At 43.0% G+C, this 17,537-nt stretch carries 18 protein-coding genes and 1 pseudogene; 4 read left to right on the top strand and 15 right to left on the bottom strand.

What is annotated here, in order from left to right; all coding sequences use genetic code 11:
• Positions 1-10 precede the first annotated feature (10 nt).
• The 15 genes and pseudogenes from AAHH42_RS03555 to dprA all read right to left on the bottom strand — a co-directional run bounded on the left by AAHH42_RS03555 (position 11) and on the right by dprA (position 12,787).
• Positions 11-349, bottom strand: a complete 339-nt coding sequence (locus AAHH42_RS03555) for a YegP family protein (protein WP_072549975.1) — start codon at positions 347-349, stop codon at positions 11-13.
• Positions 350-573: 224 nt separating this feature from the next.
• Positions 574-1,488 carry an SPFH domain-containing protein gene (locus AAHH42_RS03550; RefSeq protein ID WP_072549976.1) on the bottom strand — a complete coding sequence of 305 codons (915 nt, stop codon included), beginning with the start codon at positions 1,486-1,488 and terminating at the stop codon, positions 574-576.
• 214 nt (positions 1,489-1,702) lie between these two features.
• On the bottom strand, positions 1,703-2,767 hold the full coding sequence (purK, locus tag AAHH42_RS03545) for a 5-(carboxyamino)imidazole ribonucleotide synthase (protein WP_072549977.1): 1,065 nt from the start codon (positions 2,765-2,767) through the stop codon (positions 1,703-1,705).
• Positions 2,764-3,288, bottom strand: a complete 525-nt coding sequence (gene purE, locus AAHH42_RS03540; protein ID WP_072549978.1) for a 5-(carboxyamino)imidazole ribonucleotide mutase — start codon at positions 3,286-3,288, stop codon at positions 2,764-2,766. The genes purK and purE overlap by 4 nt, the downstream gene beginning before the upstream one ends.
• Before the next feature lie 234 nt (positions 3,289-3,522).
• On the bottom strand, positions 3,523-4,275 hold the full coding sequence (locus AAHH42_RS03535; RefSeq protein ID WP_342221693.1) for a UDP-2,3-diacylglucosamine diphosphatase: 753 nt from the start codon (positions 4,273-4,275) through the stop codon (positions 3,523-3,525).
• Positions 4,276-4,293: 18 nt separating this feature from the next.
• Entirely contained in the window at positions 4,294-4,782 is a 489-nt protein-coding gene (ppiB, locus tag AAHH42_RS03530) for a peptidylprolyl isomerase B (protein WP_072549980.1), read from the bottom strand.
• Positions 4,783-4,870: 88 nt separating this feature from the next.
• Entirely contained in the window at positions 4,871-5,683 is an 813-nt protein-coding gene (gene yidA / locus AAHH42_RS03525; protein ID WP_072549981.1) for a sugar-phosphatase, read from the bottom strand.
• Between the two features lie 431 nt (positions 5,684-6,114).
• Complete coding sequence (locus AAHH42_RS03520) at positions 6,115-6,297, bottom strand: hypothetical protein (protein WP_072549982.1); 183 nt, start codon at positions 6,295-6,297, stop codon at positions 6,115-6,117.
• A gap of 28 nt (positions 6,298-6,325) precedes the next feature.
• Positions 6,326-6,460, bottom strand: coding sequence for a hypothetical protein (locus AAHH42_RS03515; protein WP_275887666.1), 135 nt, complete (start codon positions 6,458-6,460; stop codon positions 6,326-6,328).
• Positions 6,461-6,536: 76 nt separating this feature from the next.
• A complete protein-coding gene (locus tag AAHH42_RS14725) occupies positions 6,537-6,809 on the bottom strand; it encodes a hypothetical protein (protein WP_072549984.1) in 273 nt (90 codons plus the stop codon).
• A gap of 237 nt (positions 6,810-7,046) precedes the next feature.
• On the bottom strand, positions 7,047-8,162 hold the full coding sequence (locus AAHH42_RS03505; RefSeq protein WP_072549985.1) for a calcium-binding protein: 1,116 nt from the start codon (positions 8,160-8,162) through the stop codon (positions 7,047-7,049).
• Positions 8,163-8,311: 149 nt separating this feature from the next.
• Positions 8,312-8,473: pseudogene (locus tag AAHH42_RS03500) on the bottom strand (IS1 family transposase); the annotation flags it as partial.
• Between the two features lie 728 nt (positions 8,474-9,201).
• Entirely contained in the window at positions 9,202-10,446 is a 1,245-nt protein-coding gene (mtr, locus tag AAHH42_RS03495; protein ID WP_342221692.1) for a tryptophan permease, read from the bottom strand.
• Positions 10,447-10,583: 137 nt separating this feature from the next.
• Complete coding sequence (locus AAHH42_RS03490; RefSeq protein WP_342222006.1) at positions 10,584-11,606, bottom strand: IS630 family transposase; 1,023 nt, start codon at positions 11,604-11,606, stop codon at positions 10,584-10,586.
• A 92-nt stretch (positions 11,607-11,698) separates the two neighbouring features.
• A complete protein-coding gene (dprA, locus tag AAHH42_RS03485) occupies positions 11,699-12,787 on the bottom strand; it encodes a DNA-protecting protein DprA (protein ID WP_342221691.1) in 1,089 nt (362 codons plus the stop codon).
• Positions 12,788-13,221: 434 nt separating this feature from the next.
• Here dprA and def point away from each other — a divergent pair, with 434 nt between their 5' ends.
• Genes def through trkA form a run of 4 tightly spaced genes read left to right on the top strand, consistent with a single transcriptional unit; the run spans position 13,222 to position 17,495 of the window.
• Positions 13,222-13,761: a peptide deformylase gene (gene def, locus AAHH42_RS03480; protein ID WP_072550354.1), complete on the top strand. Its 540-nt coding sequence runs from the start codon at positions 13,222-13,224 to the stop codon at positions 13,759-13,761.
• A 22-nt stretch (positions 13,762-13,783) separates the two neighbouring features.
• On the top strand, positions 13,784-14,746 hold the full coding sequence (fmt, locus tag AAHH42_RS03475) for a methionyl-tRNA formyltransferase (RefSeq protein WP_072550355.1): 963 nt from the start codon (positions 13,784-13,786) through the stop codon (positions 14,744-14,746).
• A 16-nt stretch (positions 14,747-14,762) separates the two neighbouring features.
• On the top strand, positions 14,763-16,088 hold the full coding sequence (gene rsmB, locus AAHH42_RS03470) for a 16S rRNA (cytosine(967)-C(5))-methyltransferase RsmB (RefSeq protein ID WP_342221690.1): 1,326 nt from the start codon (positions 14,763-14,765) through the stop codon (positions 16,086-16,088).
• Between the two features lie 24 nt (positions 16,089-16,112).
• Positions 16,113-17,495 carry a Trk system potassium transporter TrkA gene (gene trkA, locus AAHH42_RS03465; protein ID WP_072550357.1) on the top strand — a complete coding sequence of 461 codons (1,383 nt, stop codon included), beginning with the start codon at positions 16,113-16,115 and terminating at the stop codon, positions 17,493-17,495.
• Positions 17,496-17,537 lie beyond the last annotated feature (42 nt).

The following is a 17,537-nucleotide window of genomic DNA, read 5'->3' as shown; positions in this document are numbered from 1 at the left end:
AGATTGTATTCTACGATACCCGATCGCGAATGTCGGTTGTCTTACCATTATTCATGACAGAAGCAATGCCCTTCTGTACTGAATCTATGGATTTATAGGATTCACTAACGCCGATGATTTGATGATTTTTAGCTTTCAATACAAAATAGGGCTCCTCTCTAACATTACGTTTCTGCTCATATTGTTCACTGCCAGAGGAGTTAATTTGTACAGAGGCAATACCATTCAACGCCGAAGCCTTACTGCGATACATCTCACTAGTAAGGATAACCTCGCCATTACCGGCTTTCAGATTGAAGTAAAACTGCCCATCTTTCGCTTTTTTAATTTCATAGTAGCCGTTTGCCATAATACTGTTCCTTTCTCGTTGGCTAAATACCTCTAACCAGTTTAGTCAAAGTTAATAATTTTGCCGCTATTGAATATCGATCCTTACGCAAATCAAATTCCACAATTTGAGTATAAAGTAAATGAAACCAAAAGGCAGAGGTCAGCCTGCCCAAGATAGCCAAAATTGTATTTCACTCACGACGACTTCAAATAGGCTCCAAAACACGAGAAAGTAGCGCGGCTTTATTTTCCTCGGTGATTTTTACTCTCGGCAATCAGTTCACTGATACCACCAATGGCTCCCATTAGATTACTGGCTTCCAGTGGCATCATAATCACCTTACTATTATTGGCGGAACCAATATGTTGCAAAGCATCAGTATATTTTTGTGCTACAAAGTAATTAATGGCTTGTATATCACCGGCAGCGATAGCTTCAGATACCATTTTAGTGGCTCGTGCTTCTGCTTCTGCCGCTCGTTCCCGGGCTTCCGCCTGTAAAAATGCTGATTGACGTTCTCCCTCCGCTTTTAAGATCTGTGACTGTTTTTCACCCTCAGCACGTAAAATTGCAGCTTGTCGTACACCTTCAGCCTCCAAAATATCGGCTCGCTTGGTTCGCTCTGCTTTCATTTGTGCATTCATCGCCGAAATGAGTTCAGTCGGTGGGCGGACATCACGGATCTCAATACGGGTAATTTTGATACCCCAAGGATTGGTGGCTTCATCGACAATATGAAGTAAACGACTATTAATATTATCGCGTTGAGATAGCATTTCATCCAGCTCCATAGAGCCTAATACCGTACGAAAGTTTGTCATGGTCAAATTAACGATCGCCAACTCCAGATTACTGACTTCATAAGCCGCCTTTACCGGATCAATAACTTGAATAAAGCAAACGGCATCAATAGCAACATTGGCATTATCGCGGGAGATAACTTCTTGAGAAGGAATATCCAGTACTTGTTCCATCATATTGATTTTTCGACCAATACGATCTATAAATGGGACAACAATATTTAAACCAGGCATCAACGTTTTGGTATAACGACCAAATCGTTCTACCGTCCACTGATAGCCTTGTGGCACAATCTTAACAGAGCCGAACATCACGATCAGGGCGATGGCAATAAGAATTGGAATAGCAGTCAACATATTTAGCGTCCTGTCAAAATAGATAGATTTCCTTCCATACTACGTGACAGGTAGTGAAATACCTAACAAAATGCCGTTGACAGAACCAAACGGTGATAAAAATTGCAAATTACTTCGCATTACTCACTAAAATCAACATAACAATGCACAGAACTGATGACGATATTTAGCAGTCAAGTGTATCGTTGGGCTTTAGTCACGATCCTGGCGCAGATCATAATTTTTGTATCGCCCAGCTTAAACTGCGCTGATATTCATTTGGTAATAATGGAGCCAGTTTTGTCAGTACACCAGATAGCCGTTTGACGTCAGGGTCTGTCAGATTCAAGTGACCTAATTTACGGCCTGCCCGCACTTCTTTTTCATACCAGTGTAAATGTACCAGTGGCAGTGATGACCATGCAGGGTTAATGGGAATACCGATCAAATTAACCATCACCGATGGGCTATTGACTACCAGTTTTGGTAATGGCAAATCGAGAATCGCCCGTAAATGCAATTCGAACTGGCTGATAGACGCCCCGTTCTGTGTCCAATGACCGCTGTTGTGGACACGGGGAGCTAATTCGTTAATCAATAGGTTATCACCGTCGATAAAACATTCCATTGCCATCACACCGATATAATTCAGTTTTTCCATAATCGTCGATAACATGGTTTCGGCTTTTTGTTGCAGCTTCTCATTCAACTGAGGGCGGACAACACTAATACGTAAAATGCCTTCTTCATGTAGATTATCGGTCAATGGATAGAACACCAACTTCCCCTTACTACTACGGGCACCAATTAATGACACCTCAGCGGAGAAATTTATCCCTTGTTCAACAATGGACTCACCATAGACATCTTGCGGCAGCGAGCATTGTTCACCCTGACGCAAACGCCACTGACCACGGCCGTCGTAACCACCGACCCGGCGTTTAATAATGACGAATTGGCTAAAAGTGGTAAATATTTCTGCACACTGCTCAGCATTTTCCAACAACAGCCAAGGTGCTGTCGCTAAGCCAAGATCATCCAGTAATTTTTTTTGCCTCATGCGATCAGCTAAGCATGGAAAGATATCACGGTTAACAAACGTCTCTTGCTCTGCCAGTTTTTTGGTTAAAGCCGTTTCCGGCCAACGTTCAATTTCAGCAGTGATGATGCTTTCCTGGTAGGGTACTGTCTCTGGTTTAGCATCCAGACCAACAGGATAGACTGCGATTCCCAAAGGTTCACCAGCCTGGCGCAGCATACGCCCCAGCTGACCGTTACCGAGAACACAAACCGGTTTCATGCGTTTTTCCTCGGAGTTGCATTATTGAGCACTTCCTCAGTTTGCGTTTTACGCCATAAGGTAAGGCGTTCTGCTATAGATTTATCATGCAGCGCTAAAATTTGTGCCGCCAATAATGCAGCATTAGCGGCCCCTGCTTCGCCAATAGCCAGAGTTCCTACAGGAACACCTCGCGGCATCTGCACAATCGAATAAAGACTATCCATACCGTTCAATACCGTGCTTGGTAGTGGAACACCTAATACTGGCACAAGCGTTTTTGCTGCCAACATACCCGGCAGATGAGCCGCACCACCAGCCCCAGCTATAATCACATGTAGACCTGCTTCTTTGGCTTTTTCGGCAAAACTAAATAATCTGTCCGGTGTGCGGTGTGCGGAGACAATTTCAACATAAAATGGGATCTCCAACTCAGTAAGTAAACCAGCAGAGCATTGCATCGTAGACCAGTCACTTTTGGATCCCATGACAATGGCAACTTTAACCCCGGCTGGATAAGCCGAGTTGAGATTGGCTAGCATGAATATAAGGCTCCTGTTGTTTTTGGGGTTTATAAATGTACTGGTGTCGACCAGAACCGGTGTGTTAAGAACCTGTTCGAAATCCCTTGTGCTCGTTGATATTTCGTCAAAAACGCGCTCAAAATGCTCAGTTACTCCCTAGTTTGTTGTATACAAAAGTAAACTGCGCTTTTTTGCCCATTTTTTCCTCTTCTAGCACAGCGAAAAAGATTTGGAACAGGCTCTTAGGGTTTCTTATAGTGGAAACGGGATCAGTTCAACCGTTTCCGCCGTGACTTCGATCATTGAACCTTGCTCGTGCCACGCGCCTAATACTGCTCGATGAGCCACCATCTTAGGTAAATTGGTCGTAGATAAATCGGTTTTCGGTAGTTCAACGGAGTGGATTGCTGGACGATGGGTATGCCCGTGGATCATCCAATCGACATGATTACGTTGTAATGTATCAATAACGGCCTGCTGATTCACGTCCATAATAGTTTCCGATTTGCCCGTATTACTTTGTTGGCTGTGCTGGCGTAACTTCGCGGCAATATGCAGACGTATACCCAACGGCAACCATAGAAACAGCTTCTGAATTAGCGGACTCTGTACTTTACGACGAAAACGTTGATAGTCAATATCGTCAGTGCAAAGTGTATCTCCATGTAAAAGCAGAATTTTACGACCGTATAGGGTAACGACTTTTTCTTGAGCTAACAAAGTCATCCCACTTTCTTCAGCGAAATCCTTTCCAAGTAAGAAATCACGATTCCCATGGATAAAATAGCAGGGAATACCTTGTTGTTGCAGAGATCCGAGCGCGCTGGCAACTTGTCGGTAAAGTGGGTTAGGATCATCATCACCAATCCAGGCTTCGAAAAGATCGCCCAAAATATACAGGCTATCAGCATAAATAGCTTCAGACTGTAAAAAACGCATAAAACCGGCGGTAATCGCCGGTTGTTGAACACTGAGGTGCAAATCTGCAATAAAAAGCGTTTTCATCCTCGCAACAGTTATGCGCTAGACGGTCACGTTTTTAATGATGACGTCTTCTTCGGGTACATCCTGATGCATACCTCTATCACCAGTTTTTACACTTTTGATTTTATCCACTACGTCCAGGCCTTCAGTGACTTCTGCAAAGACACAGTAGCCCCAACCACCAGCATTCTCTGAACGGAAATTCAGAAAGTCATTATCAACAACGTTGATAAAAAATTGAGAGCTAGCCGAATGTGGATCGTTAGTACGAGCCATTGCCAAGGTACCACGGGCATTTTTCAGGCCATTATTGGCTTCATTTTTGATTGAAGTCCCAGTGGGTTTCTCTGCCATACCCGGTTCGAAGCCACCGCCCTGGATCATAAAACCATCAATAACACGGTGAAAAATAGTGCCATTATAAAACCCTTGACGGCAATATGTAAGGAAATTTTCCACGGTAGTCGATGCTTCGCCACCGAAAGTGTTAATAACAATATCGCCGTGATTAGTATGAAGAGTAACCATAATAATATTCCTACAATATAATAAAAGTGCCATCAAAAAATAAGGCGGCCCTTATATCATATCTAGATAGTTGAGTCAGTATAGGATTTTAATTTAAAGCATACTTCTCAATTGCATAGGCTACACCATCCTCAGCATTGCTAAGGGTGATATGCTGAGCAATCTTTTTCAATTCGGGAATAGCATTTCCCATCGCAATACCGATACCCGCATACTCGATCATCGCAGCATCATTAGCCTGATCACCCAATGCCATGACATCTTCTTGGGCAATCCCTAAATATTCTGCCAACACTTGTACACCAAGACCTTTATTCGCTCCTTTATGCAGGATTTCGAGGAAGTGATCTGCGCTTTTCATGAGAGTAAAACGCTCAGATACTTCTGCAGGAATACGAGCGATCGCTCTATCTAACAATTCAGGTTCATCAACCATCATAACTTTTGGAAAACGTGAGCGAGTATCCATGTCGTTAACACTGCAATATTTCAATGGGATACCCGTCAGCGATACTTCATGAACCGTATATTTGCTGATGTCCGTATTTGCGGTATATAAAGAGTTAAAATCAACAGCATGAAAATGGACACCTAATTCGCGCGCTAATCCTTCAAAATAGAGATAATCTTCAAAACTCAGCGTCTCCTGCGAGATACACTCGCCGGTAGCTGCTTTTTGTACCAGTGCACCATTGCTAGTAACGCAATAATTATGGCCATTATTCATCTCCAATTCACACAGATGTTTTTGCACACCAATATAGGATCGCCCTGTAGCCAACACGACATAAATACCTTTTTGTTGTGCTTTTTTTATCGCCTGTTTTACTGCGGGAGTAATTGTATGATGTGGATCCAGCAAGGTTCCATCCATATCAATTGCAATCAACTTAATAGCCATAATGCCCTCCTTGATTTAGCCAACTAACCGCTATTACTAAAAACAGCTCTCTTGTAAAACCTACTGAGGAGCGCTTGAACTTGCTTTACGTGCGATCCTAATGATTCGTATATCAGGATCACCTTGCTTCGTATGCCTCGACAGTGCCTATCTCACTAAGCTTTATAGTGGGCTCAATTTATATTAATTTAATTACACACCGATAAGCAAGTTAACATAACCTATTCATGTTTAGCTGAATAAAAGTTCTCATCCCGATAGGTTATTTAATTTCAGAATCTATAGTAGACATAGTATAAGTATTTTGTTTATGATAAAAATCAATGGATTAAAAACAAAAAGTCACAATCGATCGAAATTAGGCCAAAATGCCAGTGGATTATCTCATACCTTAACGTTTTACTCGATAACCAAAAAAATCATAGTTTGTATCAAATTTCGTCCCACTCACTTCCTCTGCTGTCGTGGTATTTGTTCGTCATGGCAGAGGGTTTGTGTCCCAGTAATTTTTGTACAAAATCCTTATCTCTGGCTTCACTATACAGCCTCGCTGATATACCCCCCTCGCCTTTCAAATTACGGAGACGTTGGCTGCTCGCACTCATCCCTGTCATGTACTACCTGTACACTCCTGGGTTCCGATTAATTGCCGCCTTGCCGTAACTCGAAATTCATTGGGTATAAACTTCGGATTTCGTGGAATGAAGGCGACGTTCCTTGCCATTTCATCCGTTGGATATCCCCTACCCGCTGACTCGTAAGTAAGGCCAAGTCCATGCTTAAACCTATCCCACGGCTGCCTTTTGTTTTCTGCCTCTCTGATCACAATAAATTCTTCCAGAGATATACCCATTCAACTTGAAGGTACGGCGTCAATGTCAACATAAGCACAGATATCCATGACGCAGGTGTAAGTTGTGCTCTCAATATGTTTTTCAAGTAATGAAGAATTATCCACGCTCAACTTACTATACGAGCCGCCATTTTTAGGCTTTAATTTTTCGTCTGAGAGCCAATCCGTTACAGGTTGCCTCACTGTTTTTTCATGAATACGTAATGCTTGGGCAATCGCTTTGTTATTCCAGCCTTCGTATTCGTATCCTGGATGGTTAAAAAAGTGGAGCACAAAAATCGACTATTCCAAACTCACTCTCTGCCCAGCCAGTAGATGCGGTAGTTACATTTCCTTCTTCCATCTTTTTCTCACTATCAGACACAATCATCGGTTTTGGTGATTTTTTCCAGCCGGGATTATCCTATAGCGGCGAGATTTAATTTTGATTGCCTAACGGATACATTGAGGAGTAAATATACGGAGTAACTTATATTTGTGTGCTAATCAAAATTAAATTGCATAGCTATATCATGGGTTTGATGTGGCTATCCACAAGCTGTTAATATGTGTTTGTAAGTTGATATTACCTGCTGCTGATATACTCTCTGAAGAAGTAAAAGTAGACATTGCCTCAACCATTCGATCAATATTATCACCAGCTAGCTGATACCTCTCGACGCTTATCATTTCAATTTTATTTTTTGGATTATCGTAATAGCCTAGAACCGTTACTGTGTCACCTGAATTTGCGCCATTGACTTGTATCCGCAAGTTATCGCCGTCTTTTTTCAACCATAATGTTTCTCTGGTAATCTCCCTGGACGTGAACACCAAGCTGTCGGTGCCGCCATCCTCTAGGATGCTGTCATGGCCATCTCCACGAGCAAATAGGTAAATATCGTCGCCTACTCCTCCTACCATAATGTCGTTGCCAGCATTACCTACCAATGTATCGTTACCTGTTTCACCACAGAGAACATCATGTCCAGTACCACCAACCAACCGATCATTGCCAGCCCCTCCAAACAGTGCATTATTGCCTGACCAGGCCAGAAGCATATCATTGCCATCATCGCCATGCAGAGTATTACTCCCCCCACTTTTATCAATAATTGTATCATGGCCTGGCCCTGCATGTAGGCTGATACCCGTTGTAGCGGTGGTGTTGTGTAATATCAGGTTATTATCACCATTATTAATTTGGCGTTGCATCAGCAACACGTGATCCTCTGCGTCAACGACGAGATCATAAAGCCTACTATTTTCGTCCATTATTGACAGATGGCGGTAACGCTCATGAGCCATAAAATTGAGGAGGCGTATTCTGGGATACTGTTCTGGTGAACTGCGGTGACTAAATATTATATCGTCACCTTGCTTGTGTAGGTGTATTTGCTCAATCGGGAATTGCAATTGCAAAGTATCCTGTGCGAATGCCACGGACAAATCATCCAAAGGCGTATTACCATCATTGTTGATAATAATTTCTATACCTGTATTTCCTTCTTTGTTGATAATGTAATTATCTCGTCCGCGTTTTCCGGTAAGTACTACGTTATTTCTTTGAGCCTGCTGTCGCTGATTATTTCTAGCATCTTCTTCCAACGTTGTTGCTACTGCGCTTAGGTTGTTTGCAGTGGTCATATTGATATCCTTGAATAAAACATTTTCTAATTTTTCTTAGAGTCTATTTGAAATCTTTTTGGAAGACGCTCAGGCGTGGAAAAAACGGCAGGGATGACAGGTTCAAACGGCTTTTCCTTCGGTCATGTATTCAATAAGTTGTCCAGGTATCACAAATAGTATTCCCTCTCAATGAATATCCCAATAACCTTATCGTGAATTTTTTCGGATTTTGAGTATCCTCTTGTTTTACGATTCAATCGCTTAAGTCGCGTTTTCAGTGTTAAATTCTCTCTTTCTCTCCTTTGTGTATAAAGCTTGCTGACGATATGAATAGTTCTTTGTATATCTCCGTTCATTACCCATAGCTCACCTCAAGTTTAAAAATAGGCTATCATCGTGAAAAAAAGCTTTTTAATATGCAGCACAGCGTGGTGTATAACAATCATCAATGATTGTTATAGGTGCAACAAAAGGCATTATCACAAGAGATGTCCAGGGCGGCGTTTGAGCAAGTGTTTGGCCGTAAGTTTCTAGTCTTTAGTTTATTGGTACGAATGATTGAGTATCCTGAAGATAAATACCACGTGATTAATTGGTACATCTCATCGACTGATATGTACAACTCAGCTTACTGTGCACCTTGATTTCAGGTAATGAACAGTCTTTTCACAACAGACAGGTCGAAATAAATAGGCAACGTATTGATCAATAATGACTGAAAAGTGGTGTTCTGTCGTATTTTTCTGCCTATTATACAAGCAAAATATAATTCATCTTTTTATTTTCTACACTTTATTTTTTAATAATATCCTCCATTGGAAATATATCTGCGCGATTTAATTTTGATTGCCTAACGGACACATTGAGGAGTAAATCTACGGAGTTGATCATATTTGTGTGCTAATCAAAATTAAATTGTGCAGATATAATATAAGTCAATTGTGAAATTTACATTAACATTTAATATATGTTAATAAAAACCCAGATTACATCACACAGGTCATATTATTTACTGTGTGTGATTAACGAACTATTTTTGAGTGTCGTGTAATGTTAGCTATTGATAAATTGGTAACAGACTCAATGAAGTAGCAATATGAATGACGACATTAGTGAAACCAAAAATAATAATAAAACCAATTACAGTCTTACCACCTGGTACTTTATAACCCATTAATGGAAAACGAGGGCGACTGGCATGAACCATAAGTGCCGGGACGATCACCGCCCAGATAGTAGCCGCCAAACCGGCAAAACCAATCGCATATAAAAAACCATTAGGAAATAACAAAGCACCTAACGTAGGAGGTACAAAAGTCAACAGTGCGGTTTTAACTCTCCCCATACCATGGTCAGCAAATTTAAAAAAATCAGCCAAGTAATCAAATAAGCCGAGTGATACCCCCAAAAATGAGCTTGCCAGTGCCATATAGGAAAAAGCATTCAACAACTGTTTGGTCATCGAGCTACCAGAAATGACATCCATCCTCTCGAGTAAGCTACCGATATTTCCTCCGTCGGCGATGATCTGCTTAAAGGTTTCACGAACTATATTGCCTTGAATCACATACTGCCACAGAATATAAATCATCAAAGCGATCAACGTGCCGAAAAACAGGCTGAACACCACCGCTCGACTGTCTTTTCGATAATATTTTACTAATCCGGGGACATTGCCGTGATAGCCGAAAGAGGTTAATAAATAAGGTAAAGCAGCCAGTGCATACGGTGAATAGCTAGCGCTATGATCGTTTTGGTTCAATAACACCCCAATTTTAACATGAGTAAACATATCACTGACTGATAAAACAAAACTAATTAGCATCCCAACGATTAAAATAGTGCTTAAACGGTCAACTGCACGGGTAGATAACCAAACAATAAAGGCTACGATCAAGGCAAAAATAAGACCAGCTTCTGTCTGGTTAACACCGATTACTTTGCCAAGCGTGTGGGTGATAATGGAACCACCCGCAGAAATATAGGCGTACGTCAAAATATAGAGTACGAAGGTGATAGACAATCCGTTGATTGAACTCCACATTTTGCCTAACAGATCCCGTACCATAGTATGAAAGCTAGCGCCTATTGGGTAGTTAAGATTCACTTCCAGGATCATCAAGCCGGAAATAAACATACATGCCCAAGTGTAAATTAGCAGCAGTACGGCACCACTAAACCACACACCCGAGGTGACAATAGGAATCGAAAACATACCGGCGCCGACAGCAGTACCGGCGACAATCATTGCACCGCCAAGAATGGATGGCCGCAGCGAAGACGAGGACGCAATCATTGACATGTGTAGCTCCTAAACACTGTTTTTACGATGATTTCAATTTTAGATAAGCTCTAATGTAAACGAGGCTTTTGTACTATCTAGATAGTACATGGGTGACGGATCCGTGTAAAGAACTTGCTATCTATACCCAAGTGAAATCAAGATGCAGGATTTAGCGCCTGGAAATTATCGTTTAAGCGAGATACCAGAGAACTTGCCATTTGTGGTAGCTTCACTTCAAAGAAGTTTAAGATATCGTTCTTAAAACTCTGTTTAGATGGGTAATATCTATTGTTTCGTGTTTGCTCATTCATCACCTTCCACAATCGCTCTATCGGGTTTAGATTCGGGCTATACGGCGGAAGGTAATGAAGCTGGATATTCAACGTAAGCGCGGCGTCTTGCACAAGCTGTGAACGGTGATAGCCTGCACCCTCGAGGATCACATGTGCCGTTGTCGTGATGGGATAATGCGCGCGAATGGCAGACAGGAAGTGAACCACATTTTCGCTGTTAATCGTCTCATCATCACGGATTATGGGGTTAGCCACATTCTGGACGTTCAAGGCTCCCATGATATTCAACCGCGTTCTGCTCCCGGTGGTCTCTATCGTTTTATCCTGGCCTTTTCGTATCCAGCCGTAGCTTATTTTGGTGGCTTGTGTCGGATGAACGGCATCAATAAACAGTATGGGGTCATTACCCGCGGCGTCTTTCAATTCGCTGTAGGTCTTTATAAATTGCTGCTGTTTCTCAACGGCAAATTTATGCGGAACACCTTTCGGCTTTTTATAGCTAAAGCCATGCTGCTTCAACCCTTTATACAGACCTGATACGGTAAAGGTGATGTTCCAGCGTCCAGCGATATACGCCACAATTTGGTGATTGTGGTGGTAGAGCGGCTGGGTGAGATGTTCAACCAGCGACGTGGTCTGTTCCGCATTGAGATAGCCATCGGAGCCGCCATTTTCAGGCTTGAGCTTGTTGAGTTTATGATAGTCTGTAAGGTGGCGCCGCACCGTGGTTTCATTAATGAGCTGTGAGTGAGCAATCATAGGGGGAGTCCAGCCGTCTGCGGACAACAAAACACACCGGATCCTGTCACAGACACGGCGGTCATGGCTTTGACGATGTTGGGCTTCGAGGGTAATTTTCTGGTCAGCAGTCAGCTCTATTTTCATGGCTATGAGCATGATCCTTATCGACTTCAAAATCAAGCATCTTCATTGATCACGGGTATAGACAGGGCATTACGTAGTACGAGTATATAATATCATCCCCTGACTCGGATATAACCACCAGGCACAGCGCTGATCCATCCTGCTAACTCTAAATCAAGTAGCTTGATCACAACCTCTGCCACCGATTGTCCGGCACGTTCCGCAACAGTATCAACAGCCGTTACCTCATACTCTACGTTAGTCAATACATCGACGAAGGGTAATTCAAGCTGTTCTTCTGGAAAAGGCGGAGAAGTATCCTTATTAAGAGATAGCCACTGAAGTGACCCTTCAAGCTGTTCAACAATATCCCGTGGATCATTTGCCAAATAAGCCCCCTGTTGAATCAACCAATGTACCCCGTCACTTGTTGGGCTATCTAATGGACCTGGCAGCGCAAATACATCTCGCCCTTGTTCTAATGCATATCTGGCCGTGATAAGAGAACCACTTTTAAGCGAAGCTTCGACCACGACTACCGCAGAACTTAATCCGCTAATAATCCGGTTACGCCGTGGAAAATGTGTTGCTAACGGCGATGAAGTGACTAAAAATTCAGAAACCAGAGCACCCCCTTGTTCCACAATACGGTGAGCTAATTCATCATGCTGGTGTGGGTAGATATTTTTCAGCCCACTACCAAGTACCGCAATGGTCTCCCCTTGAGAATATAATGCAGATTGATGACAGATTGCATCGATACCAAGAGCTAACCCACTGGTAATAGCTAAACCGTGCTGTACTAGTTCCGAAGCAAAATATCTTGCCCAACGCCGACCATAATGGCTGAAACTACGACTACCTACCATTGCCACCTGCGGTCGGGAAATAGCAGCAATATTCCCCGTAACGAAAAGCAGCAAAGGTGCAGAAGATATATGGCTTAACCGCTCTGGGTAGTCGAGATGCCCATAAATCAGCATATGGTGAGAAGGATCCTCCAACCAGGCTAAAGTTGAGGCAATATACTGGTCATTAGCTCCGATAAATTGCTGAGCTTGCAACTTATTCAATCCTGCAGCCATTAACACATCGGGGTGAACATCAGAGTAATAGATTAAACGTTCAGCAATGGTGCAACTTCTAACCGCCCCTATTCCTTTGACCATGCTTATCCGTAACCATATTTCTGCTATTATCATACCCACTCCTCTTATGAGCCTATTCGAAATCTCTTATGCTCACTAATACGTCGTCAAAAACACGCTCAAAATGCTCATTTACTCCCTTTATTGTATATACCCAATGAATTTCGAGTTACGGCAAGGCGGCAATCAATCGAATCCCAGGAGTGTACAAGTAGTACATGACTGGGATGAGTGCGAGCAGCCAACGCCACCGTAACTTGAAAGGCGAAGGGTATACAAAGAATAAACTGCACTTTTTGCGCCCATAAGACCTACTACATAAACCGCTGTGTGGTACGAAGCGGCATTCACGGAAATTCTGAATAGACTTAGAACAATCTATACACACAGATAAATTCTTTCAATGAGTGATGCTGTCAATTGAGCGTAAAAATGTCTAGAATGGGGATCGAATATTCTTCATTTCTCAGACACAGATCTAAATATTTATGTCAGCATTAAAAATATTACGTTTCCCGGATGAGCGACTGCGCACAATTGCAGAACCGGTTAAAAAAGTGGATGCTGGAATCCAGCGTATCGTGCATGATATGTTTGAAACCATGTATAAGGAAGAAGGTATTGGCTTAGCAGCAACACAAGTCGATATCCATCAGCAGATTATTGTGATTCATATCGTTGGTGATCGTTATGAAAATGATGTTCCAGAGCAATCTAATCGACCTTGGGTTTTAATCAACCCTGAGTTGCTGCACAGAAGTGGTGAGACAAGCATTGAAGAAGGCTGCTTGTCTATCCCTGATCAGCGCGCACTTGTACCACGTGCTGAAAAGGTAACGATCAGGGCGTTGGATATTGAAGGCAAATCATTTGATCTCGACGCTGATGGTCTATTAGCCATTTGTATTCAACATGAGATGGATCACCTGGTAGGTAAGCTGTTTGTCGATTATTTATCACCGCTTAAGCGTCAGCGTATTCGCCAGAAGCTAGATAAAATGGCAAGGCTTGCAGCACGAGATAACTAAAGGTCTCATTCAGGAGATTTAAGTGTGTGATTCTTTAAAGATTATTTTCGCAGGAACACCTGATTTCGCAGCGCATCACCTTAGCGTATTACTGTCTTCCAAGCATCAAATCGTTGGTGTGTTCACCCAACCTGATCGGCCAGCGGGCAGAGGAAATAGATTAACACCCAGCCCTGTAAAGGTATTAGCGCAGCAGCACAATATTGCTCTGTATCAGCCAAAGTCGTTGCGCCTGAAAGAGAATCAGCAATTGGTTTCCGATCTTGTTACCCGTTGGCGTGTTGACGTTATGGTAGTGGTTGCTTACGGTCTGATTTTGCCCCCAGCAGTACTGGCTATGCCGCGTCTAGGTTGCATTAATGTCCACGGCTCCTTGCTGCCACGTTGGCGTGGTGCTGCCCCGATCCAACGCGCGTTGTGGTCGGGTGATGAAGAAAGCGGTGTCACTATCATGCGCATGGATGTTGGATTAGATACTGGCAATATGTTGCATAAGGTCGCCTGTGGTATACAGCCCGATGACACCAGTGCTACTTTGTACCACAAATTGGCAAAATTGGGATCGGCGGGGTTACTGAACACACTCAAGCAACTTGATGACAGTGTACAGGGGGAGAAACAGGATGAAAGACAGGTTACTTACGCAGCAAAATTAAGTAAAGAAGAGGCTAAGCTCGACTGGTCACTTTCTGCTTCTCAGCTGGAACGTTGCATTCGCGCATTTAATCCATGGCCTGTCAGTTACTTTACTGTTGACCAACAACGGATAAAAGTCTGGCAGGCGGAAGTGCTACCTGCAATAAATCAGTCGAACACCCCTCGTGGTACGGTTATCCATGCCGATAGCAATGGTATTCAAATTGCGACCACTGACGGTGTACTTAATATTACACAGCTGCAACTTGCAGGTAAAAAGGTGATGTCAGCCGCCGATTTGCTAAATTCTCGACGCGAATGGTTCTCCGTTGGGAATCAACTCGAATAATGGTTTCTGCTTGGCTATGAAAAACACTTACAATCTGCGTAGTATCGCTGCTAAAGCAATCAGTCAGGTATTAGATCAAGGAAAATCACTGAATACTGTGCTACCAGGATCACAGCAGAGTGTCTCTGTCAAAGATCGTGCGTTGTTGCAAGAATTGTGCTTTGGCACGTTACGTGTTTTACCTAAACTTGAATGTTGTATTCAACAATTAATGACGCGTCCGATGTCAGGGAAACAGCGTGTGTTTCATTATTTGCTGATGATCGGCCTCTATCAGCTAATTTATACAAGGATCCCCGCTCACGCAGTGTTATCTGAAACCGTTGCCGCCGCCACTGCGCTGAAACAGCCACAATTAAAAGGATTGATCAATGGTGTATTACGCCAGTTTCAGCGCCAACAGATCGAGTTGTTGGAACGAATAGAGCAGACGAGCAACGACGAAAGTCACTATTTGCATCCTAGCTGGTTGTTCAATCGCATCCAAATGGCTTATCCGCATCAATGGCAACAAATCCTAATAGCGAATAATCAGAAACCACCCATGTGGCTACGAGTAAACAGGCTCCATCAGTCTCGTCGTGAATATTTAGCACTGTTGCAACAGGCGGGAATTGAGGCACAAGCTCATCCTTCCTATAAGGATGCGATCCGTCTGATCGTACCTCGTTCAGTCGACAGTCTGCCCGGTTTTGCGCTTGGCTGGATCACCGTTCAAGATGCCTCAGCACAGGGGTGTGTTGATCTACTTGATCCACAAAATGGTGAGCAAATCCTTGATTTATGTGCTGCACCAGGAGGAAAAACTACTCATATTCTTGAGGTCGCACCCAATGCTCAGGTATTAGCTGTCGATATTGATGAACAGCGATTACAGCGTGTTAAAGAAAATTTACAACGTCTGCAATTACAAGCCACGGTCAAAATGGGTGATGGTCGCAGCCCCGAGGCATGGTGTGGTGACCGATTATTTGATCGGATCCTGCTTGATGCGCCTTGTTCTGCCACCGGCGTGATCCGCCGCCATCCCGATATCAAGTGGCTACGTCGAGACAGTGATATCACCGAACTTGCGCGATTACAGGCGGAGATCATGGATGCTATCTGGCCGAAATTAAAAAGAGGAGGGCTGATGCTCTATGCCACCTGTTCCATTTTACCGGAAGAGAATCAGCAGCAAATTGCATCATTTTTGCAACGTCAGCCGGATGCACAACTTATAAAAACTAAAGTGACAGACACCTTTGGTAAACAGAATCTTCCTCATCCTGATGAGGGGGATGGTTTCTTTTATGCCAGGTTAACCAAATCGGCCAGAGATAAATCAACCTACGAAACGTAATTTCAGAGTGAAAAAGAGAAAACGATGAAAATAATCATTCTTGGAGCGGGGCAAGTAGGTGCCACATTAGCGGAGAACCTGGTTGTTGAGAAAAATGATATTACTGTTGTCGATACGAATGCGGAGCGCCTGAACCAGTTAAAAGAAAAATTTGATCTACGAGTTGTGCAAGGCAAAGGCTCTTATCCTCGAGTATTGCGCGAAGCTGGCGCTGAAAATGTAGACATGTTGGTTGCGGTAACCAGCTGCGACGAAACCAATATGGTCGCCTGTCAAATTGCTTATTCATTATTTAAGACACCGCGCCGTATTGCTCGCATTCGTTCACCTGAATATATCCGGGAAACAGATACTCTTTTTCAGTTAGCGGGAATACCCATTGACCATTTAATTTCACCAGAACAACTGGTCATTGATTCTATTTATAAATTAATTGAATATCCTGGTGCATTACAGGTGGTTAATTTCTCCGAAGGAAAAGTGAGTATTGTCGCCGTGAAGGCTTATTACGGTGGATCTTCCGTGGGTAGTGACCTTGCTTCCTTAAGTGATGTTATGCGCAAGAAGAATGTTAACGCTCTGGTCGTAGCAATATTTCGCCAAGATCAACCCATACACCCTCAAAAATCCACCATTATTGAAGCGGGTGATGAAATATTTTTTATCGTCGACTCACAATATATCAAGACAGTCATGAGTGAATTACAACCTTTGGAAAAGTCGTACGAACGCATTATGATCGCGGGCGGTGGCAATGTTGGCGCGGGCTTAGCGCTGCGGCTCGAGAATGATTACAAAGTAAAACTCATTGAAAACAACGAGCAGCGAGCAGCGGAATTAGCTGAAATGCTTCATAAAACTGTTGTATACCATAGTGACGCATCAGATCAGGAAAGATTAGCAGAAGGGCATATAGAACAGGTCGATGTTTTTATCACTATAACGAATAACGATGAAATCAATATTATGTCTGCCATGCTTGCAAAGAACATGGGAGCTAAGAAAGCGATGGTGTTGATCCAACGTAGTGCTTATGTCGCTTTAGTTCAAGGTGGTGTAGTGGATATTGTCATTTCACCACAACAGGCAACGATTTCGGCATTATTAGGTTATGTACGTAAAGCGGATATTATTGGTGTCGCATCACTGCGCCGGGGCGTTGCTGAAGCTATCGAAGCCATTGCTCACGGTGATGAAAGCACTTCCAGAGTTATCGGACGGGAAGTAGGCAAAATCAAATTACCGCCAGGTACAACCATTGGTGCTATCGTCCGTGGTGATAAAGTCATTATTGCCAATAATGATTCTGTGATTCAGCAAGGTGATCACGTGGTGATGTTTATTACTCATAAAGAATTTATTGCGGATGTTGAGAAATTATTTCAACCCAGTCCTTTCTTTCTGTAAAGAACTGGCTTCCATTCAAATACGCTTTAGCTGATATCCTTG

This window comes from Candidatus Fukatsuia endosymbiont of Tuberolachnus salignus (assembly GCF_964030845.1).
Classification (GTDB): Bacteria; Pseudomonadota; Gammaproteobacteria; order Enterobacterales; family Enterobacteriaceae; genus Fukatsuia; species Fukatsuia symbiotica.
This window is presented reverse-complemented; position numbering and strand designations above follow the sequence as displayed.